The 19,919-nt window shown below is 71.3% G+C and carries 21 protein-coding genes; 10 read left to right on the forward strand and 11 right to left on the reverse strand.

Annotated features, from left to right (window positions below):
• Positions 1-26: 26 nt before the first annotated feature.
• Positions 27-2,048: a HelD family protein gene (locus ACWD3I_RS03390; RefSeq protein WP_365401015.1), complete on the forward strand. Its 2,022-nt coding sequence runs from the start codon at positions 27-29 to the stop codon at positions 2,046-2,048.
• A gap of 29 nt (positions 2,049-2,077) precedes the next feature.
• Here the strand turns inward: ACWD3I_RS03390 and ACWD3I_RS03395 are convergent, their stop codons facing one another.
• Positions 2,078-2,917 carry a nitroreductase/quinone reductase family protein gene (locus ACWD3I_RS03395; RefSeq protein ID WP_365401012.1) on the reverse strand — a complete coding sequence of 280 codons (840 nt, stop codon included), beginning with the start codon at positions 2,915-2,917 and terminating at the stop codon, positions 2,078-2,080.
• A gap of 221 nt (positions 2,918-3,138) precedes the next feature.
• On the opposite strand from ACWD3I_RS03395, the gene ACWD3I_RS03400 reads away from it, so the two are divergent.
• Positions 3,139-3,633, forward strand: a complete 495-nt coding sequence (locus ACWD3I_RS03400) for an HAD domain-containing protein (RefSeq protein ID WP_365401009.1) — start codon at positions 3,139-3,141, stop codon at positions 3,631-3,633.
• Here ACWD3I_RS03400 and ACWD3I_RS03405 read toward each other — a convergent pair.
• Positions 3,599-4,477 (reverse strand): NAD(P)-dependent oxidoreductase, encoded by an 879-nt coding sequence (locus ACWD3I_RS03405; RefSeq protein ID WP_365401006.1) that lies wholly within the window; start codon positions 4,475-4,477, stop codon positions 3,599-3,601. The two genes, ACWD3I_RS03400 and ACWD3I_RS03405, sit on opposite strands and share 35 nt — an antisense overlap.
• Before the next feature lie 45 nt (positions 4,478-4,522).
• On the opposite strand from ACWD3I_RS03405, the gene ACWD3I_RS03410 reads away from it, so the two are divergent.
• The gene (locus tag ACWD3I_RS03410) at positions 4,523-4,882 is read left to right on the forward strand and encodes a winged helix-turn-helix transcriptional regulator (protein WP_365401003.1); all 360 of its coding nucleotides are present in this window, start codon (positions 4,523-4,525) and stop codon (positions 4,880-4,882) included.
• 103 nt (positions 4,883-4,985) lie between these two features.
• On the opposite strand, the gene ACWD3I_RS03415 is transcribed toward ACWD3I_RS03410, so the two are convergent.
• Positions 4,986-5,579, reverse strand: a complete 594-nt coding sequence (locus ACWD3I_RS03415; protein ID WP_365401000.1) for a DinB family protein — start codon at positions 5,577-5,579, stop codon at positions 4,986-4,988.
• 67 nt (positions 5,580-5,646) lie between these two features.
• A complete protein-coding gene (locus ACWD3I_RS03420) occupies positions 5,647-6,072 on the reverse strand; it encodes a nuclear transport factor 2 family protein (RefSeq protein ID WP_365400997.1) in 426 nt (141 codons plus the stop codon).
• Positions 6,073-6,171: 99 nt separating this feature from the next.
• On the opposite strand from ACWD3I_RS03420, the gene ACWD3I_RS03425 reads away from it, so the two are divergent.
• Positions 6,172-6,750, forward strand: coding sequence for a TetR/AcrR family transcriptional regulator (locus ACWD3I_RS03425; RefSeq protein WP_365400994.1), 579 nt, complete (start codon positions 6,172-6,174; stop codon positions 6,748-6,750).
• A gap of 108 nt (positions 6,751-6,858) precedes the next feature.
• Here the strand turns inward: ACWD3I_RS03425 and ACWD3I_RS03430 are convergent, their stop codons facing one another.
• A complete protein-coding gene (locus ACWD3I_RS03430) occupies positions 6,859-7,602 on the reverse strand; it encodes a VOC family protein (protein ID WP_365400991.1) in 744 nt (247 codons plus the stop codon).
• Positions 7,603-7,714: 112 nt separating this feature from the next.
• Here ACWD3I_RS03430 and ACWD3I_RS03435 point away from each other — a divergent pair, with 112 nt between their 5' ends.
• The 3 genes from ACWD3I_RS03435 to ACWD3I_RS03445 all read left to right on the forward strand — a co-directional run bounded on the left by ACWD3I_RS03435 (position 7,715) and on the right by ACWD3I_RS03445 (position 9,422).
• Entirely contained in the window at positions 7,715-8,257 is a 543-nt protein-coding gene (locus tag ACWD3I_RS03435; RefSeq protein ID WP_365400988.1) for a helix-turn-helix domain-containing protein, read from the forward strand.
• Positions 8,258-8,322: 65 nt separating this feature from the next.
• Positions 8,323-8,976: a hypothetical protein gene (locus ACWD3I_RS03440; RefSeq protein ID WP_365400985.1), complete on the forward strand. Its 654-nt coding sequence runs from the start codon at positions 8,323-8,325 to the stop codon at positions 8,974-8,976.
• Positions 8,977-9,083: 107 nt separating this feature from the next.
• Entirely contained in the window at positions 9,084-9,422 is a 339-nt protein-coding gene (locus ACWD3I_RS03445; protein WP_046258759.1) for a DUF2516 family protein, read from the forward strand.
• A gap of 138 nt (positions 9,423-9,560) precedes the next feature.
• Here the strand turns inward: ACWD3I_RS03445 and ACWD3I_RS03450 are convergent, their stop codons facing one another.
• From ACWD3I_RS03450 to ACWD3I_RS03460, 3 genes are all read right to left on the reverse strand, one after another.
• A complete protein-coding gene (locus ACWD3I_RS03450) occupies positions 9,561-10,865 on the reverse strand; it encodes a PP2C family protein-serine/threonine phosphatase (RefSeq protein ID WP_365400982.1) in 1,305 nt (434 codons plus the stop codon).
• 281 nt (positions 10,866-11,146) lie between these two features.
• Positions 11,147-12,226: a C40 family peptidase gene (locus ACWD3I_RS03455; RefSeq protein WP_365400979.1), complete on the reverse strand. Its 1,080-nt coding sequence runs from the start codon at positions 12,224-12,226 to the stop codon at positions 11,147-11,149.
• Positions 12,227-12,416: 190 nt separating this feature from the next.
• Positions 12,417-13,211, reverse strand: a complete 795-nt coding sequence (locus tag ACWD3I_RS03460; protein WP_365400976.1) for a class I SAM-dependent methyltransferase — start codon at positions 13,209-13,211, stop codon at positions 12,417-12,419.
• Positions 13,212-13,525: 314 nt separating this feature from the next.
• Between ACWD3I_RS03460 and mshA the strand changes: the two genes are divergently transcribed.
• Together mshA and ACWD3I_RS03470 are read left to right on the forward strand one after the other, a co-directional pair.
• Positions 13,526-14,863: a D-inositol-3-phosphate glycosyltransferase gene (gene mshA, locus ACWD3I_RS03465; RefSeq protein WP_365400973.1), complete on the forward strand. Its 1,338-nt coding sequence runs from the start codon at positions 13,526-13,528 to the stop codon at positions 14,861-14,863.
• Positions 14,856-15,374 carry a type III secretion system chaperone family protein gene (locus ACWD3I_RS03470; protein WP_365400970.1) on the forward strand — a complete coding sequence of 173 codons (519 nt, stop codon included), beginning with the start codon at positions 14,856-14,858 and terminating at the stop codon, positions 15,372-15,374. Before mshA ends, ACWD3I_RS03470 begins: the two co-directional genes overlap by 8 nt.
• A gap of 15 nt (positions 15,375-15,389) precedes the next feature.
• On the opposite strand, the gene ACWD3I_RS03475 is transcribed toward ACWD3I_RS03470, so the two are convergent.
• Together ACWD3I_RS03475 and ACWD3I_RS03480 are read right to left on the reverse strand one after the other, a co-directional pair.
• Positions 15,390-15,887, reverse strand: coding sequence for a hypothetical protein (locus ACWD3I_RS03475; protein WP_365400967.1), 498 nt, complete (start codon positions 15,885-15,887; stop codon positions 15,390-15,392).
• 101 nt (positions 15,888-15,988) lie between these two features.
• Positions 15,989-16,783, reverse strand: coding sequence for a helix-turn-helix transcriptional regulator (locus tag ACWD3I_RS03480; RefSeq protein ID WP_365400964.1), 795 nt, complete (start codon positions 16,781-16,783; stop codon positions 15,989-15,991).
• A 49-nt stretch (positions 16,784-16,832) separates the two neighbouring features.
• Here ACWD3I_RS03480 and ACWD3I_RS03485 point away from each other — a divergent pair, with 49 nt between their 5' ends.
• Positions 16,833-17,258: a DUF2000 domain-containing protein gene (locus ACWD3I_RS03485; protein ID WP_365400961.1), complete on the forward strand. Its 426-nt coding sequence runs from the start codon at positions 16,833-16,835 to the stop codon at positions 17,256-17,258.
• Between the two features lie 4 nt (positions 17,259-17,262).
• Here the strand turns inward: ACWD3I_RS03485 and fxsT are convergent, their stop codons facing one another.
• Complete coding sequence (fxsT, locus tag ACWD3I_RS03490) at positions 17,263-19,902, reverse strand: FxSxx-COOH system tetratricopeptide repeat protein (RefSeq protein ID WP_365400958.1); 2,640 nt, start codon at positions 19,900-19,902, stop codon at positions 17,263-17,265.
• Positions 19,903-19,919: the final 17 nt, after the last annotated feature.

The raw sequence follows: 19,919 nt of genomic DNA on the forward strand, positions 1-19,919 counted from the left end.
TACGTTATTTCGGTACGCTCGACCGTATGACGTCACCCGACCCCGGCCGACTCCAGCACGCCCTTCACCTCGAACGCACCCACCACGACACCTGCCGCGCCGCCCTCGCCGCCATGGTCGACGGTGCCCAGGAGCAGGTCGTCACCGGCGAGGACGTCTCCGCCTCCGGTGCCGACGCCGAAGTGCTCGGGTATCGGCTGCGGAGCAGGGCCAAGGAGATGCGGGAGCTGCCCGAGGGGCCGTTGTTCTTCGGTCGGCTGGACTCGTCCGATGACCGGCAGACGCTGCACATCGGGCGGCTGCGCATCAGTGAGCACCCCGCCGCCCCACCCCTCGTCGTCGACTGGCGCGCCCCCGTCTCCCGCGCCTTCTACCAGGCCAGCGCCCGCGACCCGCAGGGCGTCGCCGTGCGGCGGCGGTTCGGGTGGGCGCCGGGCAGTCGGGGGGACTCGGCCGACCTCACCGGGCTGGAGGACGAGCATCTCGAAGAAGGCGAGGACCGGGTCGGTGACATCGTCCTGCGGGAGATCGAGCGGCCCCGCGTGGGGCCGATGCGGGACATCGCCGCGACCATCCAGCCCGAGCAGGACGATCTCGTACGAGGAGATCTGCGCGCGTCCGTGTGTGTGCAGGGCGCCCCGGGCACCGGCAAGACCGCCGTCGGGCTGCACCGGGCCGCGTATCTGCTCTACACCCACCCGCAGCGCATCCGGCGCGGCGGCATGCTGATCCTCGGCCCCAACCGCACCTTCCTGGCGTACATCTCACAGGTGCTGCCCGCGCTGGGCGAGACCGGTGTACGGCAGGCCACCCTCCAGGAGGAGATCGCGCGGCACCCGGTCAGGGGTGAGGACGACGGGTGGGCCGCCGCGGTCAAGCACGACGGGCGGATGGCGGAGGTGCTGCGGCGGGCGCTGTACGCGCGCGTGTCCGCGGATGTCGTCGAGGGCCTGGCGATTCCCGACGGGTCGTACCGGTGGCGGGTGCCGGCCGGTGAGCTGGTGCGGATCGTGGCGGGGGTGCGGGCCGAGGCGTCGCCGTACGGTGTCGGGCGGGAGCGGGTCCGGGCGCGGGTCGTGGCGTACGTCCGGGCGCAGGCCGAGCGGCGCGAGGGGCCGGTGCCGAACTCCTGGGTGCGCAGGATCGAGCGGGCGCGGGCGATCAGCGCGTACGTCGATGCCGTGTGGCCCCGTGTGCGGCCGGAGGAGGTCGTCGCCGAACTCCTCACCGAACCCGGGGTGTTGGCGTCGGCGGCGGACGGGGTGTTGGACGTCGACGAGCAGAAGGCGCTGCTGTGGGGCAGGCCGCCGCGGTCGTGGAAGTCGGCGCGGTGGTCTGCCGCCGACCTCGTGCTCCTCGACGAGGCCGACGGGCTGATCGAGCATCCCGAGGCCTACGGGCATGTCGTCGTCGACGAGGCGCAGGATCTTTCCCCGATGGAGTGCCGGGCGATCGCCCGGCGGGCCTCCTTCGGGTCGCTGACCGTGCTGGGGGACCTGGCGCAGGGCACCACGCCGTGGGCGGCGCGGACGTGGTCCGACCAGCTCGCGCACCTCGGCCGGCCGGACGCCGTCGTCGTGCCGCTGACCATCGGATTCCGGGTGCCCGAGGCCGTCGTAGGCCTGGCCAACCGGCTGCTGGAGCGGCTGGACGTCGACGTCCCGGCCTCGCGATCCCTGCGCGGGGACGGGGAGTTGCGGATCCGGGACGCTGGGGACGACGTGCCCGGCGCGGTCGTGGCCGCCGTACGCGACGCGCTCCCGAGGGAGGGGTCGATCGGTGTCGTCGCCGCCGACGCCGATGTGCCCCGGGTGCGAGCGGCCCTCCACGCCGCGGGCCTCGACACCGCGGGCCCGGACGACCTGGCCGCCCGCGTGACCCTCGTACCGGCGACGCTGGTCAAGGGGCTCGAGTACGACCATGTCGTCGCCGTCGAGCCCGCGGCGATCGCCGAGGCGGAGGAGCGGGGGCTGCACCGGTTGTACGTGGTGCTCACGCGGGCGGTGTCGGGGCTGGAGGTGGTGCACGGACGGCCGCTGCCCCTGTGACGGACGGCCGCTGCCCCCGTGAAGGGACCTCAGCCGCCCAGCAGTGGGATCAACTGCTCCTCCTCGTACGTCAGATGGGCCTCCAGTTCGGCCGCGAGCCGTTCGACCTCCGCCTGGGCCGTGGCGGGCTCGCCCGCCGTCCACACCACCTGCTTCAGCTCCTCCACCAGCGCGGCGATCCGCTCGTGCTCCTCGCGCAGGCGCGCCAGCGCGGGGCCGGCCTCCGGGTGCCGGTCGGTGAGGAAGGGGAACAGGCCCATGTCCTCGCCGGTGTGGTGGTTGTGGATGCCCTGACAGAAGGTGAGGCAGTTGACGCGGAGCTGGGCGCCGAGGGTCGAGCCGGTGTTCTTGCGCATCTCCTCGCGGATCAGGGCGAGTTCGAAGCGGAAGTTGTCGTGTACGAGCTTGATGGCCTCGCCCATGGAGCCGGCCCGGATGTTCGGCGGACCGGGCGCCGCGTTCTCGTACAGGGCGACCATCGGGATCACCCGGTCACCGGCCTTCTCCTGGTACGCCGCCCAGCCCGGCTCCGTCTCCACCGCCCGCGCGAACGACCGGTCGCGCTCCTCGCCCTCCAGGACGACGGCCCGGGCCTCGTAGGTGAACGCGCCGCTCTCGACGGTCACTTGGGGGTTCGCGCGCAGGTTGTGGTACCAGGCCGGGTGCCTGGGGGAGCCGCCCGCGGAGGCGATGACCAGGACGCGGTCGCCGCCGTCGGGGAGGTAGCCGAGGGGAGTGGTGTGCGGGGTGCCGGTGCGGGCGCCGGTGGTGGTCAGCAGGAGCAGCCGGGCACCCTCGAACATGCCGCCGACGCGGCCGTTGTCGGCCCGGAACTCGTCGATGATCGGCTGGTTGAAGTCGTTGGGCATTCTCTTCTTTCTCTTCGTCGCTGGTCTCTGGGAGGCGAGGGCGAAGAGAAGGCGGCGGACCTCTGGCCCGCACCGGCCTCACTCGGAGGCCGGGTACCCAACTGTCGCGCGGCGCGTGGCCGCAAACCCGGCAGTCATGGGAAGGACGGTAGTCCTGGGGTCATGAGCGGCGCCACCGAATATCGGTGCACGCGGTCGCGGGCGGTGCATGCTGGCTGCCGATGATTCTCTTTCTCGACATCGACGGGACGATCCTGCCGTTCGGGTCCTCGCGTCCGTATCCGGTCCACGGCGGTGCGGCGGCGGCCGGCCACCCCCTGCTGACCCGCGTCGATCCTGGCCTGGGGCCGCGGCTGACGGCGTTGGGCTGCGAGCTCGTCTGGGCCACGACCTGGGCGGCGGAGGACGCCAACGACCTCCTCGCGTCCTGGCTCGGGCTGCCCCCGCTGCCGGCCGTGGACTGGCCGGACCCGGCCGGCGAGGAGGGCGGCGCCCTGCACTGGAAGACGCTGCCGCTCCTCGACAGGGCGGCCGGGCGGCCGTTCGTCTGGGTCGATGACGAGGTCGGGGCGGCGGATCGGGCGTGGGTGGCCGAGTACCACCCCGCACCGGCCCTGCTGCACCGCGTCGATCACCGGTACGGGATCACCGGCGCGGACCTCAACGTCGTTGAGCGATGGCTCAGCGGCGGCCCAGCAGCTCGGTCAACCGCGTGATGCCGTCCGCGCCGTGGCCCAGTCCGACGGCACGGCGGGCCTGGCCCTCGGCGGCGCGCAGTACGGCCGTGTCGATGCCGTGTGCCTCGGCGGTGTGGACGATGTGGGCCATCGAGGAGACCGAGGAGGTCAGGGGGTTGCCCTCGCCGGAGTAGGCGCCCTCGTCGATGTCGTCCGCCCACCCGGCGAACAGCGGCGGCAGGATCGCGCCGATGCCCTGGGCGAAGGGGGCCAGTTCGCGGGCGGTGATGCCCTCGGCGCGGGCCAGCGCGAGGGCGTGGACGTAGCCAGCGGTGGCCGTCCAGAAGATGTCGAGCAGGGCGATGTCGTGGGCGGCGGCCCGGCCGGGGTCCGCGCCGAGGTGGGTGTGGGTGCCGCCCAGCGCGTCCAGGGCGGTGCGGTGCTCGGCGTAGAGGTCCTCGGGGCCGCTGTGCAGGAAGACCGCGTGGGGCGTGCCGATGGTCGTGATCGGCGTCATGATCGCGCCGTCCAGGTAGCGGATGCCGTGCTCGGCGGCCCAGTCGGCGGCGCGGCGGGCGCGGTCGGGGGTGTCGCTGGAGAAGTTCACGACGGTACGGCCCTTGAGGGCGTCAATGACGGGTTCCGTACGCAGGAAGGTGTCGGCGGCGTCGTAGTCGACCACGCAGACGACCGTCAGCGGGCTCGCGGCGACCGCGTCGGCGGCCGAGGGGGCGCTGACCGCCCCGCGCTCCTTGAGGTCGAGGTCCCGGCCCGGTGTGCGGTTCCAGACCGTGGTCCGCAGACCGGCGTCCAGGAAGGCACCGGCCAGCGCGTGGCCCATCGGGCCCAGGCCGAGGACGGTGACGGAAGAGGACAGGGGCATGCTGAAACTCCCTTGGGAACAGAGGCCATTGGCGGGCCGTTACGAATGACGACGAAGGGGGCCAAGATGGGCTGCGCGCGCGTCCTGGACATGAACACCTGCGGAGTGACCGCCGCGATCACGGTGATCGACGGCAAGTGGAAGACCTCGCTGCTGTGGCTGCTGGAGGCCGGTCCGCAACGGCCCGGTGAGCTGCGCAGGAAACTGCCGGGCCTCAGTGAGAAGGTGCTGACCGAGGCGCTGCGCGCGATGGAGGCGGACGGTCTTGTGCACCGGGAGGTGCACGACGTCCTGCCGCTCAAGACGGTCTACTCCCTGACCGCCTTCGGCCGTGAACTCTCCGAGCTGCTGGCCCCGTTGTCCGACTGGGGCCACCGCCACATGGAGCAGCAGGCCGCTTCCTGATCCCTCCCGGCTCCCGATCCCCTTTCCTTCGCCGGCCCTTCGTGACCAGCTTCCGATCCACCCGGTACCGCTGCCAAGTACCCACTTTTTTGTGGGTACTTGGTCAGTCCTTCCGGTCGGCCTCCCGAGCCGCACGCTCCAGCCGCTCCCGGTAGGCCTCCCACCAGGCCGGGTCCTGCGACGCCATGCTGTCGTTGCCCTGATTCATTCCGACGGCACCGTCCATGAGCTCCCGGAGGATGTCGGCGTGCCCGGCGTGCCGGTGCGTGTCGGCGATCACGCGGACCATCGCGTGATGCAGCGTGACCTCGTCCTTGCCGTCCGGCCACCACGGCACCTTGCCCACGGTGTCCAGGGCCAGTGCGTCGAGCGTCGCGTCCGAGTGCGCCCATGCCCGGCGGTACAGGCCCACGATGTCCTCGCGCGACTCGTCGGCGGTGGCCCACATGTCGCCGTTGGGCTCGGCGTCGGTGTCGAGCCAGGGGAGTTCCTCCCCGGACGGGCGCCCGAAGGTGTCGCCGAGATACCCCGACTCCACGCCGGCCGCGTGCTTCACCAGCCCCAGGAGGTTGGTGCCGGTCGGTGTCAGGGGGCGGCGGACGTCGTACTCGGAGAGCCCTTCGAGCTTCCAGAGGAGGGCGTCGCGGGCGGACTGGAGGTAGAAGCGGAGGGCGTCCTTGGGATCCGTTTCGGTCATGCGTGCCAGTCTGTGACGCGGGCGATCTTCGCGCACCGTTTTTCGCACGGACGGCCGTCCAGGGCGCTCATCCGCGGGCGCCGGCGACCCCCGAACCGTCCATGTAGTCGCGCGCCCGTGTGATCAGTCCGTCGTGGACATGGAGTATCAGCAGGCCGGGGACGGTGAAGGCGGTGCGCCGGGGCGGCAGCGACCCCACCACGACGTGCTCGGCGACGATCACTCCGGGTTCGGCGGTCTCGTAGGCCGCGACCTTCCTGATCTCGTCCACCCGGACGGGACTTCCGCCCCAGGCCACCCGGTACCCCGCACGCACGGCCTCGCGTCCGTCGTAGCGAGGCGGGAAGCCGGGGACGGCGAACGGGAACTCGTGCACCGCGTCCACGGCGTACAGGTCGGCGAGGTCGTCCGCGGACTTGTCGACCATGGCCCGGTAGTAGCGGGCCAGCACCTCGCGTGGGGTGCGGAGGGCGGGGAACTGCGGTTCGGGCATGGTGACCACCCCAGTCGTGTGCACTTTCACTCAACAGGTGTTGACCTAATTACCGTAGAGACGACCGGGTGATTCGGTCAACGGCTGTAGAGTCAATTGATGCCTACATCCCCCTCCTCGCCCCATCGGTCCCGCGCCGACCGCCGTCGGGCCACCGAGGCGCGCATCCTCGGCAGTGCCCGGGAGCTGTTCGCGGAGAAGGGCTTCGACCGCACCACCATCCGTGCCGTGGCGGCCGCGGCGGGTGTGGACCCGGCCCTGGTCATGCAGTACTTCGGTTCGAAGCGCGAGCTGTTCTCGCAGGCGGTGCAGGCGCTCCCCGTGTCGCCGGCGCCGACCGACACCGAAGCGCTGGTCGATCAACTCATCGCCTCGCTCGGCCTCAAGCTCGGCGGTCTGCCCGAGGGCACGCTGGCGATGATGCGCTCCATGCTCACCGACCCGGCCGCGGCCGACCACGTCCGCGCGGCCCTCGCCCGGCAGATCGACGGCATCGCCGCCACCCTGCCGACGGCCGAGGAGTCCGGGCTGCGCGCCGCCCTGATCGTCACCACCCTTCTGGGCGTCACCATCGGCCACCAGCTCCTCGCCCTGCCCGCCCTCCATGACGCCCCGCCCGAGCGCGTCGCGGCGCTTCTGCGGCCGGCGGTCAAGGCGTTGGCGGGGCAGGCGGGTTGAGATGCCGGTGAGTGAAGTGAGCTGATCCCGCCCCGCATACGCAGGCCAAAGCGAGCTGCTCCCGCCCCGCACATGCAAGCCATGTCGCCGAAGGACGGCCATGCCCCCTCAGGACGGCGCGAGGACGCAGAACTCGTGCCCCTCCGGGTCGGTCAGGCACGTCCACGGAACGTCGCCCTGGCCGAGGTCGAGGTCGACGGCGCCGAGGGCGCGCAGCCGGGCCACCTCCGCCTCCTTGTCGTCACCGGGGTACGGCAGCAGGTCGAGATGGATACGGTCCGGCACGGTCTTCACGTCGGGCGTGCGCAGGAACTCGAGATACGGGCCGGCACCCGTGGGGGAGCGGAACAGCGCATGATCGTCGGTCACCTCGTGCAGCGGCCAGTCCGCCGCCTCACCCCAGAACCGGGCCATGGCCCGCGGATCCGCGCAGTCGAGGACCATCACGGCGATCGGCCCGGTGTCCCGGTGGATCTCCCGGGGCTCCAGCACACAGAACTCGTTGCCCTCCGGGTCGGCGAGCACCGTGAACAGCACGTCGTTGCCCTGGCCCACGTCGACGGGCGTCGCTCCGAGAGCCTTCAGGCGCGCGACCAACTCCGCCTGGTGGGCCGCGGAGGTGGTGGCGAGATCGAGGTGCAGTCGGTTCTTCGTCGCCGTCTTGGGTTCGGGAACCGGCACCACGTCGATGCCGACGGCGACCGGGTCCGGCCAGACGAGGTCCGCGGAGGGCCCGACGTAGGTGGTCACGCCGGGGCGGAAAAGGTTCCAGCCGAGCGCCTCCGCCCAGAACCGGCCGACCGCCGATCCGTCGACAGCCTTGATGTTCAGCTGAACAGGTCGCAGTGCCATGCCGACGATCCTAAGCAGATCCTATGCACCCGCTCCGCAGGGTCACGTGGCATGGAGCACTTTTGCAAGCGCCTGCTTGCAATAGTTAGCAAGGGTGAGGCACAGTGGGGGCATGGCAACGCTCAACGTCGGCAATCTCGGTGAGTACCTGCGCGAGCAGCGGCGAAACGCCCAGCTCTCGCTCAGGCAGCTCGCCGACGCCGCCGGGGTGTCCAATCCGTATCTGAGCCAGATCGAGCGCGGGCTGCGCAAGCCGAGCGCGGAGGTGCTGCAGCAGGTCGCCAAGGCGCTGCGGATCTCCGCCGAGACGCTGTACGTCCGCGCCGGCATCCTCGACGCCGAGCGTGACCGGGACGAGGTGGAGACGCGTGCCGTCATCATCGCCGACCCGACGCTCAACGAGCGGCAGAAGCAGGTGCTGCTCCAGATCTACGAGTCCTTCCGCAAGGAGAACGGATTCGGGACCGACACCGAGGAGACCGGCTCGCAGGGGGCACCCGCTCCCGAGACGGAGGCCGCCACGGTCGACGTACCGGCAGACATACCGGGCGAAGAAGCCCGGAGCGGAACTGCCAAGCGCCGTACCCGCAAGAAGAGCACGGCACCCCGCACGACCGACGGCAGCGACGCCGACCCGCAGCAGACGGCCAGTTGAGACACCGGCTGACCGAGCGCGGAACCAAAACCCTCAAACGAAAGCGATCCGGGAGGACCATCACCATGGCCATCACCGACGACATCCGCAAGGCCGTTTCGGACCCCACCCCGCTCTACTTCCTCGCCGGCGCCGGTGACCTCGCCCTCCAGGAGGCCAAGAAGGTGCCCGGCATCGTCGAGCAGCTGCGTGCCGAGGCACCGGCCCGTATCGAGGCCGTGCGCGGCACCGACCCCAAGGCCGTGCAGGAGAAGGCCGCCGCCCGTGCCAAGGAGGCCAGTGCCAAGGCCAAGGAGGCGCAGGAGTCCCTCCAGACCAGGGTCGGCGAGTTCATCGCGACCCTGGACGGCGACATCAAGAAGCTCGGCACCACGATCGACGCGGACCTGAAGAAGTTCGGCGAGAGTGCCCAGGACTTCGCCCTGCGTGGCGTCGGCGTCGCCGCCGAGTACGCCGTGAAGGCCCGCGAGACCTACGAGAAGGTCGCCGAGCACGGCGAGCAGGCCGTGAAGACCTGGCGTGGCGAGGCCGCCGAGGAGATCGAGGAGCTGGCCGTGGCCGTCGAGCCCAAGGCCGAGCCCGTCGAGGTCAAGGACGAGCCGAAGCCCGCCGCCGAGGCCAAGCCCGCCGAGGCCGCCCCGGCCAAGAAGACCACCGCCCGCAAGACGACCACGGCGAAGAAGACCACCGCCAAGAAGACGACCCCGCCCGCGAAGTAGGCGACGAGGCCGGTACTTCCACGACGGCCGGGCACCCCTGGGGTGCCCGGCCCGTTCTACGGGTACGGTGACCGCGTAACGACGATCCGAGTCAGGTGGTGGGCGTTGTGCTGATGCAGGGGTTCGCGGGGTTGATGTGGATTCTCTACCTCGCGATGTTGGGATTCGCGGTGGTGGCCTTCGTCATGGCCGCCCTGTTCCGCGAGGACGCGTACCGCGCGGCCAGCAAGAACAACAAGGGCTTCTGGCTGATCATCCTCGGTGTCGCGGTCGCGGTGAACCTTCTGGTGCCGATGCTCTTCCTGCAGCTCGCGGGCCTGGTCGCCTCGATCGTCTTCTTCGTCGACGTACGCCCGGCGCTCCGCCAGGTGTCGGGCGGCGGAGGCAGGGGCCGGGGCGGCAGCAGCAGCGACGGTCCGTACGGCCCGTGGAACGGCGGCAGGTAGCAAACGCGGCCAGGGGCGACGCCGTCAGGGGCGCGGGGCTGCATCGATTTGCGGCTCTGCCGCGTGGGCGCGACCAGCCACAACGGACGCGCACCCGGCAAACGACAGGAACCCACAACGGCGGGCCCCCGTCCGACCTCACCCGGTCCGATCCAGCAGCAGCACAGCCACGTCATCCGTCAGCTCGCCACCGTTCAGCTCCCGCACCTCGCTGACGGCCGCCCGCAGCAGCGCTTCGCCCCGCAGCCCTTCGGACAGCTGCCGGCGGACCATCTCCACCATGCCGTCCTGGCCGAGTCGCTCCTTGCCGACCCCGACCCGCCCCTCGATCAGCCCGTCGGTGTAGAGCATCAGACTCCACTCCCGCCCCAGCTCCACCTGCATCCGCGGCCACCGGGCACCGGGCAGCAGCCCGAGCGCCGGCCCGTTGTTGTCGTACGGCAGCAGCCGCGCCGGCCGCCCCGGCCGGGCGACCAACGGCGCCGGGTGCCCGGCGAGGCACAGCCCCGCCCGACGTCCGTCAGGCGCGATGTCCACCGTGCACAGCGTCGCGAAGATCTCGTCGTCGGACCGCTCGTGCTCAAGGACCTGCTGCAACGTGCCGAGCAGTTCGTCCCCGCACAGCCCCGCCAGGGTGAGCGCCCGCCACGCGATCCGCAGCTCCACACCGAGCGCCGCCTCGTCGGGCCCGTGCCCGCAGACATCGCCGATCATGGCGTGCACCGTGCCGTCGGGAGTGCGGACGACGTCGTAGAAGTCGCCGCCGAGGAGGGCACGTGAACGCCCCGGCCGGTAGCGCGCGGCGAACCGCAGTGAGGAGCCCTCCAGGAGCGGCGTGGGCAGCAGCCCCCGCTCCAGGCGGCGGTTCTCCTGTGCCCGCAACCGGCCCTCGGCGAGCCTCCGCTCGGCCGTGTCGGAACGTTTCCTCTCGACGGCGTAGCGGATCGCCCGGCTCAGCAGCCGGCTGTCCAGTTCGTCACGGAAGAGGTAGTCCTGGGCGCCCACGCGTACGGCCTCCGTGCCGCGCTCGGCGTCGCCGGAGGCGGTGAGGGCGAGCACGGCGTGCCGGGGCGCGAGCTCCAGTACGTGCTTGAGCACGGCGAGCTCGTCGTCACCGCCGCGCGCGGGGGCGGGCAGGGCCAGGTCCAGCAGGATGCAGTGGACGTCGTCGGTGAGCAGCCGCCCGGCCTCGGTGAGGTTGCGGGCGGTGCGGACGCGGATGGGGTTGCCGGCGGCGTCGAGGAGCTCCGGCACGAGCGTCGAGCCACCGGGATCGTCCTCGATCACCAGCAGCGTCAGATGAGTCGTGCCGTTGTGCTTCTCGATCGTGCCGTCCGTGCGCGGGGCCTCTTCCCTTGAAGGGCCGCCACTTGCGGTTGCGGCCGGCGCCTGACCACTTTCCACGGCCGGGATCGCTCTCTGCCGCGGTACGGGTACGGGCATCGTCTTGGGTCCTTCCCTCCCCCCGAGGGCATGGTGGGGCGAGGGACCTCGACCCACCGACGGGGACCATAGCGGTACTCGGCGCCGCAACGGAATGGTGTACGGCACCCGGCTCGGCAGGCGGCCGCTGTCATATGCCGCGTTCCCTACCGCAGTTGGACACCCCGCCCGAGGTGCGGGAATGACGAACGTCACGTCCGTGCCGGGTTTGGGAGCCCGTCGGCGTGCGGTGCGTCACGTGACCCCGGTCTCAGGTGCCCACGATCTCAAATACCCATATGTCAGGCGTCAGGCCGCACGACCGCCAGGATCGGCATGGATCCCGCCCCGGCGATCGTCACCGTCCGCCCCGGCCGCGGGGCGTGGATGATCGCGCCGTCGCCGATGTACATCGCGACATGGCTGGCATCGGCGTTGTAGATGATGAGGTCGCCGGGCCGCATGTCCGCGACGTCGACGTGCTTCAGCTGCTTCCACTGCTGCTGCGAGGTCCGCGGAATGGCCTGCCCGGCACTGGCCCAGGCCTGCGAGGTCAGCCCCGAGCAGTCGTACGAACCCGGCCCCTCGGCGCCCCATTCGTAGGGCTTGCCTATCTGGGCGCTCGCGTACTCCACGGCCTTCTTGCCCTGTGCGGACGCCTTGGCGTTGATCTCGTCGAGGATCCCGGAGTCCAGCCAGGCGGTCTGCGCCTGATAGGCGGCCTGCTGCTCCAGCCGGGCGAGGCGCTCCTTCTCCTCCTTCTCCAGCTGGGACTCGAGCTCCTCGGCCGCCGCGATCTGCTTCTTGACCTTCTTCTTGGCGGCGGCCTTCGTCTTGCGGTTGGCCTCGAGCTTGTCCCACTGAGCGGAGGCGTCCTTGGCGTACTGCTCCAAGTCCTCCTGGGTGCGGGTCATTTCCGCGATGAGGCCCTTGGTGGCGCGCTGGCCCTGCAGAATCCGGCCCGCGCCGTTGAGGAACTGCTGCGGATCGTCGCTGAGCATCAGCTGCGCCTCGTCGGGCAGTCCGCCGGTGCGGTACTGGGCGGCGGCCGCGTCGCCCGCGCGCTTCTCCAACTGCGCCAGCTTCTCCTTGCCCTTGACGATCTTCTTCGCCAGCGCCACGATCGCGGCCGACTGCTGGTCGGCGGCTTCCTCGGCGGCGTTGTACTCGTCCGTGGCGACGGCGGCGTCGTGATAGAGGTCGTCCAGTTTCTTGCGTACGGCCTCAAGGTCCTTGTCGGTCCCGCCGGTGGCGGACGCCGAAGGCGTGGGACTGGGACTGGGACTCGGGCTGGCGAACGCCGTACCGGGCGCCGCGAGCACCGTGACCGCACAGACCACGGTCACAGCAGCCGCCACCAGCCCGCGCTTGCCCGCACCCATACCCCAGCCCCCAAACCTGATTTACCGTCAGTAACTTACGGACGCCCGGGGATCGTGCCATGTCGTGACAGAAAACGACAGAGGCAGTACGTCCATCCCCCTGATCCACCCGCCCTATGACGATCTCCCCGCCTTTGTGACGAACGACTCACGGAGATCGTTCCCCGCAGGTCAGGCGGGCGAGTGAGGTTCACCCGCGCGGGGCCAACGCCCCCCATGCCACGGTGACTTCCCCCTGACGCCACCGCACCGGCCCATCGGTCACAGGCCAGTCGGCGGTCAGATCCCGCACCGCCCGGATCCAGCGCTGGCGGGCGCCGTACGAGGCGTAGGGTGCGGCGGCGGCCCAGGCGCGGTCGAAGTCGCGCAGGAAAGTGTGCACGGGTTCACCGGGGACGTTGCGGTGGATGAGCGCCTTCGGCAGTCGCTCGGCGAGGTCGGACGGCCGCTCCAGCGACCCCAGCCGGGTCGCGAAGGTGACCGTCCGCGGCCCCTCCGGTCCCAGCGCGACCCACACATGCCGCCGCCCGATCTCGTCGCACGTCCCCTCGACGAGCAGTCCGCCCGGCGCGAGCCGCGCACACAGCCGCGCCCACACCTCGGCGACCTCGGCCTCCTCGTACTGCCGCAGCACATTGGCGGCCCGGATGAGCATCGGCCGCGGCTGGACCGCGACCTCGAACCCCCCGTACCGGAACTCGAGCCCCTCCCGCTCGTACGGCTTCGCGGCCGCGACCCGGGCGGGCTCGATCTCCACGCCCACGACACGCGCGCGTGGCGCGACGGTTCGAAGGCGCTGCAGCAGCTCGACGGCGGTCCAGGGGGCGGCCCCGTATCCGAGATCGATGGCGAGGGGGTCGTCGGCCCGCCGCAGTCCGGGCCCGTGGGTCGCGGTGATCCAGCGGTCCATGCGGCGCAGCCGGTTGGGGTTGGTGGTCCCACGCGTCACTGTGCCCACGGGGCGGTGCGCTGCGCGGGCTGTCATGGGTACGAGGGTATGCGCCCGGCGCGACCGTGGCCCTCGAGGGCTCTCGCCCGCCGCCGCCCCTACCCGTCCCATCCCCGAGGGCTGCGCCCCAGACCTCCGCCACGGCCCCGAAAGGGCCTCGTCCTCAAACGCCGGACGGGCTGAAAGGCACCCCGGACGCACCCGCTCCCCGAACAGTTGAGCGATCCCCGGTAATGGCTCAGCAAAATTCACCGTGCCCGGAATGGGAACCCGTCCCTCCGATGTTGCACCCCCGTGGAGGGCTCCCCACACCCTCCGTCAGGCATGCCCGCTGCGAGGAGGACCGCCACGTGAGCCAGTACGTCAGCAGGCTCGGGCGTCGCTCCCCGGCCGCGCCCCCGCGGCTGAGGCTGCACCGCCGCCCCCGCCGTATCGCGATGCTCTCCGTGCACACCTCCCCGCTCCACCAGCCCGGCACCGGCGACGCCGGCGGCATGAACGTCTACATCGTCGAACTGGCGCAGCGCCTCGCCGCGATCAACATCGAGGTCGAGATCTTCACGCGCGCGACGACCGCCGCACTGGAGCCGACGGTCCAGCTCGCCCCCGGCGTACTCGTCCGCCACGTCGACGCCGGCCCGTACGAGGGCCTCGCCAAGGAGGAGCTCCCCGCCCAGCTGTGCGCCTTCACGCACGGCGTGATGCAGGCATGGGCCGGCCACCGCCCCGGCTACTACGACCTCGTCCACTCGCACTACTGGCTCTCCGGCCACGTCGGCTGGCTCGCCGCCCAGCGCTGGGGCGTCCCCCTGGTCCACGCCATGCACACCATGGCCAAGGTCAAGAACGCCAACCTCGCAGACGGCGACACCCCCGAGCCCGCCGCCCGCGTCATCGGCGAGACCCAGATCGTCGACGCCGCGGACCGCCTCATCGCCAACACGGCGGAGGAGGCCGACGAACTCGTACGCCACTACAGCGCGGACCCGGGCAAGGTCGCCGTGGTCCACCCCGGCGTCAACCTGGACCGCTTCAGCCCCGCCGACGGCCGCGCCGCCGCCCGCGCCCGCCTCGACCTCCCCCAGGACGCCCTCATCCCGCTCTTCGCGGGCCGCATCCAGCCCCTGAAGGCCCCCGACGTCCTTCTGCGCGCCGTCGCCGTCCTCCTCGACGAGCGCCCCGAGCTGCGCTCCCGCCTGGTCGTGCCCATCGTCGGCGGCCCCAGCGGCAGCGGCCTCGCCAAGCCCGAGGGACTGCAGAAGCTGGCCGCCCGGCTCGGCATCGCGGACGTCGTACGGTTCCGTCCGCCCGTCGGCCAGGAACAGCTCGCGGACTGGTTCCGGGCCGCGTCCGTGCTGGTCATGCCGTCGTACAGCGAGTCCTTCGGCCTGGTCGCCATAGAGGCCCAGGCGGCCGGCACACCCGTCCTCGCGGCAGCGGTGGGCGGCCTGCCGGTGGCCGTGCGCGACAACCAGACGGGCTTCCTCGTACGAGGCCACAACCCCGCCGACTACGCGCGCGTGCTCCGCGACCTCGCCGACGACCCGCACCTCGCGCCCCGCATGGGCGAGGCCGCCGCGCGGCACGCGCAGTCCTTCGGCTGGGACACCGCGGCCGCCGCGACGGCGGACGTCTACACGGCCGCGATGCAGGCCCACCGGCGTCGCGTACGCTCCCACCATGGCTGAGGAGCAGAAGGCGGCGCAGGTCATCGAGGGTGTCCTCAAGGACAACGACCTGGAGTGGGAGAGCCCGGCCCCCGGCAATTACGTCGTCCAGCTCCCCGGTACCCGCAAGCTGAAGACGACGGTCTCACTCCTGGTCGGCCGCCACTCCCTCTCCCTGAACGCCTTCGTCGTCCGCCACCCCGACGAGAACGAGTCCGGCGTCCACCGCTGGCTCCTTGAGCGCAATCTCAAGCTGTACGGCGTGAGTTACGCCGTGGACCGGCTCGGCGACGTCTACGTCACCGCCAAGCTCCCCCTCGCCGCCGTCACCGCCGACGAGATCGACCGCCTCCTGGGACAGACCCTGGAGGCGGCGGACGGCAGCTTCAACACCCTGCTGGAGCTCGGTTTCGCGTCCGCGATCCGCAAGGAGTACGCGTGGCGTGTGGCCCGGGGTGAGCCGACGCGCAACCTGGACGCGTTCGCCCACCTGACCCAGCGCCCGGCCGACCGGTCCGAACGGTCCGACTGACCCCGGGCCGGCGCGTCAGGACTCGCCGGGCGGCAGGGACGAGTCCGGCTGGGGCTCGCTGGTGGGATCGGGGTGCTCGCCGGAAGGGTCGCTCTTGTCGAGCTCGTCCGCGAACGCGCGCAGGGCGTCCGCCAGTTCCTTCTTGGTGGGCAGCTCGTCGACCTTCTTGTCGAGCTCCGAGATACGCCGGTTGAGCTCGTCCAGCTCACTGGGCGAGGAGGGCTCGTCGGTGGGTTCCGGGGTGGGGTCGTCCGGTTCCGTGAACGTCGGGCTCGGGCCGCTGCCGCCGGTGGTGCCGCCGTCGGAGCCGGAGCCGCCCGTGCCCCCGTCCGCCGGGACGCTGATCTCCACGGAGGGTTCGGCGGTGGGCTCCTCGTCCGAGGTCGCCGCGAGGGCGGCGCCGACGCTGAGGGCGACCAGGGCGGCCGCGCCGACGACGGCGGTCGAGAAACGTCTGACTCTCAAGGTGCGGTCGGGCTGTGAAGTGCCTTGTGTGTCCTCTGAGTTGTCCATGGACCGACGCTAAGCGGCACTGATCACCGGACGGGCGTCTTCCGCCGAACCTCTCGAACGGACGTCCGCTTAAGGCTGCCGAGCTGCCTCGATCCGAAGTCTCACCCTCCCTTCGTGTACCTCCCCGGCGTGACCCCCACCAACTTCCTGAAGTGCCGGGTGAGATGGGACTGGTCGAAGAAGCCGGTGGAGGTGGCCACCTCGCTCGGCCGCACCCCGTCGAGGAGCAGCCGCCGAGCGCGGTCGACGCGGCGGGAGTTGAGGTACTGGTGCGGCGCGATGCCGTAGGCGGTGCTGAACGCCCGTACCAGGTGGGCGGGATGCGCGTGCACCAGCGCGGCGGCCTCGTCCAGGGTGATCCCCTCGACCACCCGCTCGTCGAGGAGCTCGCGCAGTCGGCGGGCGAGGGCGGGGTCGGCGCGCGGGACGTCGGTGACCAGGCGCGGCCGCAGCTGAGCGGTGAGCCGTTCCCCGATGAACGTCAGCCTGCTCGCGGCCTCCAGCTCGTCGCCGGCATGGTCGAGGGCCTGGTGCAACTGCCCGACGCGCTGCCGCAGCAGGGGATCCCGCAGATCGGGGGTGTCGACGGCGGACCCGACGAGATCCTCGCCCAGCAGCGAGGTGTCGAGATAGATGACCCGCTTGCGGAAACCGTCCGGCGTGACGGGGGAGCCGTTGTGCGGGACGTGCGGCGGCAGCAGGGACACCGTGTCGTGCGGGGTGCCGTGCTCGTGCCGGTCGAGGTCGTACCGTACGGCCCCGTCGTCCACGATCAGCAGCGTCCACGCGTCATGGACGTGCATCGGGTAGGCGTACCCGGTGAAGTGAGCGTGGAAGACCTCCACGACGCCCGGGACGGCGGGGCGCCAGGCGGAGACGGTCTGCCGGGTGGCCATGCAAAGAACGTACAAGACGGTGTCGTGGGCCGCCCGGCAGTCTCATGGCATGAGCGAAGCACCCATCCGATTCGATACGAAGATCGCCGTCCTGCTGCGGGAGGACCTGGAGCCGTGGCAGCGGCTGAACGTCACCGCGTTCCTGGTCAGCGGCCTCGGCACGGTGGTTCCCGAGGTGGTCGGGGAGCCGTACGAGGACGCCGACGAGGTGGTCTATCTGCCGATGTTCCGGCAGCCGGTGATGGTTTTCGAGGGGACGAAGGAGACGTTGACGGCGGCCCATGCGAAGGCTGTGTCCCGTGGGCTGCCGTGCTCGGTCTTCACGAGCGACCTGTTCTCGACGGGCAACGACCGGGACAACCGGGCGGCGGTGAGGGCCGTGGGGACGGGGGAGTTGGATGTGGTGGGGATGGCTGTGTATGGGGCACGGAATGGAGTGGACAAGGTGGTGAAGGGGGCGCGGATGCATCCGTGAGGGGTCAGGACTTCCGCTTCTTCGAGGTGCCCTTGCGCTGGACGGACGCCCTCACTTTGGCGGCCTCGAAGTTTCGTCCGCGGGCTCCGAGAGCGTCGGCCAGTTTGTGCGTAACCGTTCTGTAGAGTGCGTGGCCCTCTCCCATGACCCTTCGCACCCGCGTCCTCGTGTCCCTGAGAAGCTGCTCGGCCTCGGCATACCGGCCCAGCTCGGTGAGCACGCCGCCGAGGCTGTCGGCCGTGTCGAGGGCGTCGGGGTGGTCGTCGCCCAGTGTGTGCCGCTGGCGCTCCAGGGCGTCGGCCAGCACGTCATGAGCCTCGTCGTGCCGGCCGAGGTGGTGCAGCGCGACACCGAGGGTGTGGCAGGTGTCGAGCGTGCCGGGATGATCCCTGCCGAGCACGGCTCGTTGCCGCTCCACGACGTCGGTGAGAAGACGGTGGGCTTCGCGGAACTGGCGGAGATGGATCAGCGCGATAGCGAGGTTGTGCGAGCTGTCGAGGGTGTCGGGATGGTCGGCGCCCAGGGATGAACGCTGCAGTTCCACGACCTCGACGAGGATGGTGCGCTCCTCTTCCCGTCGGCCGACGGAACCCAGGGCGACAGCCAAGCCCTGAGCGGTTCTCAGCGTCGAGGGATGCTCCTTGCCCAGAGTGGCTTGTTGGCGCTCGTGGATTTCCTGGTGCACGACGAGCGACTCCTGCTTTCGGCCCAGCCTGCCCAGGGTGACGGCCAGGTCGTGACCCGAACTGAGTGTGTCGAGGTCGTCCTCGCCCAACACCCGCCGACGCCGTTCCAGGACGTCCTCGACCAGGGGCAGGGTCTGCGCGTACTCACCCAGGCCGTCCAGGGCCCAGGTCACCATGTGGGCAGCGCGCAAGGTATCGGGGTGGTCCTGTCCCAGGGAAGCCGACCATGTCTCGTGCACGGTTCCGGCCAAGCTGCGGCCCGAGTGGTACTGGGCGCTGCGTACGAGGTAGCGGGCGGCGCCCAGCAGCGTGGGGCGAAGTCGGGGGCGGGTGCTCAGGATCGGCAGCGTCGCTGTCAGATGCGGGACGAGGGCCGCCCAGCGCGGCCAGGTCGCGGGCAGCTCGGGGTCGCCGGGATCGACCGCGGTCAGCAGGGCCGCCGCGTCGTCGTGCAGGGTGTCGGGCTCGCCGACGGACTGACGCACCACCGCCTGCGTCAGCCGATGCACCTGAAACACATCCGCCCCCACCTCCGCCAGCCCATACCGAGCGAGCGGCGTCAGTGCGCTCTCCGGCCAGAAGATGTCGTCCTCGTCCCCCGGGACACTCGCCAGCGAGCCGCGCGCCGTGATCAGCCACGACGTAGGAATCGGCTCGGGTCCCAGAAACGCGGCGAGCCGCAGTACCGCGACGGCCCCCGGATGGTCCGCCTCCAGACGTTCCGCGGCGATCGTGACCGTGGCGGCCAGGGACGCGGGATAGTCCGGCAGGTTGCTGCGACCGAGAAGCTGGGCCGTGTTCGTCCTGAGCAGCTCCAGATACCGGTCCGCCGGAATCCCGCCCCGCATGACCCCCGCCGCCTGCGCCAGCGCGAGCGGCAGGTCGCCCAGGGCCTCGGCCAGCGCGTCCGCCTGATCGTCGGTCAGGGCCGGCAGCTGACCCCTCAGGTACGCAACCGACTCCTCCCGGCTGAACACCCCCAGCGACAGCCCCGGCACGATCCCGCTCCACGCCGGATCGCGAGCCGTGATCAGCACGTGCCCGCCGCCCTCCGGCAACCAGCTCCGCAGCTGCTCCGGATCCTCCGCGTTGTCCAGGATGATCAGCCAGCGGTCCCGGGTGCGCAGGTACTCCATCGCGTACCGGGCGTTGAACTCGACGCCCGCCTCCGGCTTGGCCACGTCCACGCGGGCCGCGAGTTCGGCGTAGCGGGCCACCACCTGCTCGCTCTGTTCGGCGTCGACCCACCAGACGAGGTCGTAGTCGGCGGCGTGCCGGAAGGCGTACTCCAGAGCCACCAGAGTCTTGCCGATGCCACCCGTGCCGCGCAGTGCCTGGACGGCGGCGTGGCGTTCGGCCAGCAGTTTGCCGCGGACCTCGTCGATGACGGCTTCACGGCCGGTGAAGTGCGGGTTGCGCCGGCGGTCGCGTACGTCCCACACGGCGGGGCCGCCGCCGGTGCGGGGTGGGAACGGCGGCTGCGGGCCGTGCGGGGCGGGCGGCGCGGACGGTGTGGCCGCGGCGCCGGGGAAGGCCGGCGGGCGGGTGGGCCGCGCCGGTCCCCGTACGGCGTCGAGGAGGGCTTTGAGGGCATCCGGCTCGCTCAGTCCGTGCAGGTCCTTGCGGAGCCGGGGCGCGAGGATCGCCGGCAACTGGCCGTCCTCCAGGGGCTCGACGACCAGCGGGACGTAGCGGCCCCGCCGGGCGATCGCGGAGGTCCACTCCTCCTCGGTGTACCGCCCCGCCTCGAAGTAGCGCGGGGAGAAGACGGCGACGACGGCGGACGCCTGGTCGAGCGCCCGGCTCATCTTCGTCACGAAGTCGTCGCCGGTGCGCCAGTGCCAGCGGTCGAGCTCCACCTGGTAGCCGTTCTCCTGGAGGTGCCAGGCCACCCACTCCGCCCACTCCTTGTCCGGACCGGCGTAGCTGATGAAGATCGGCTCGGAACTGTCGGACATGCCCGTCTCCCACCCCA

This window comes from Streptomyces sp. NPDC002817 (assembly GCF_053592055.1).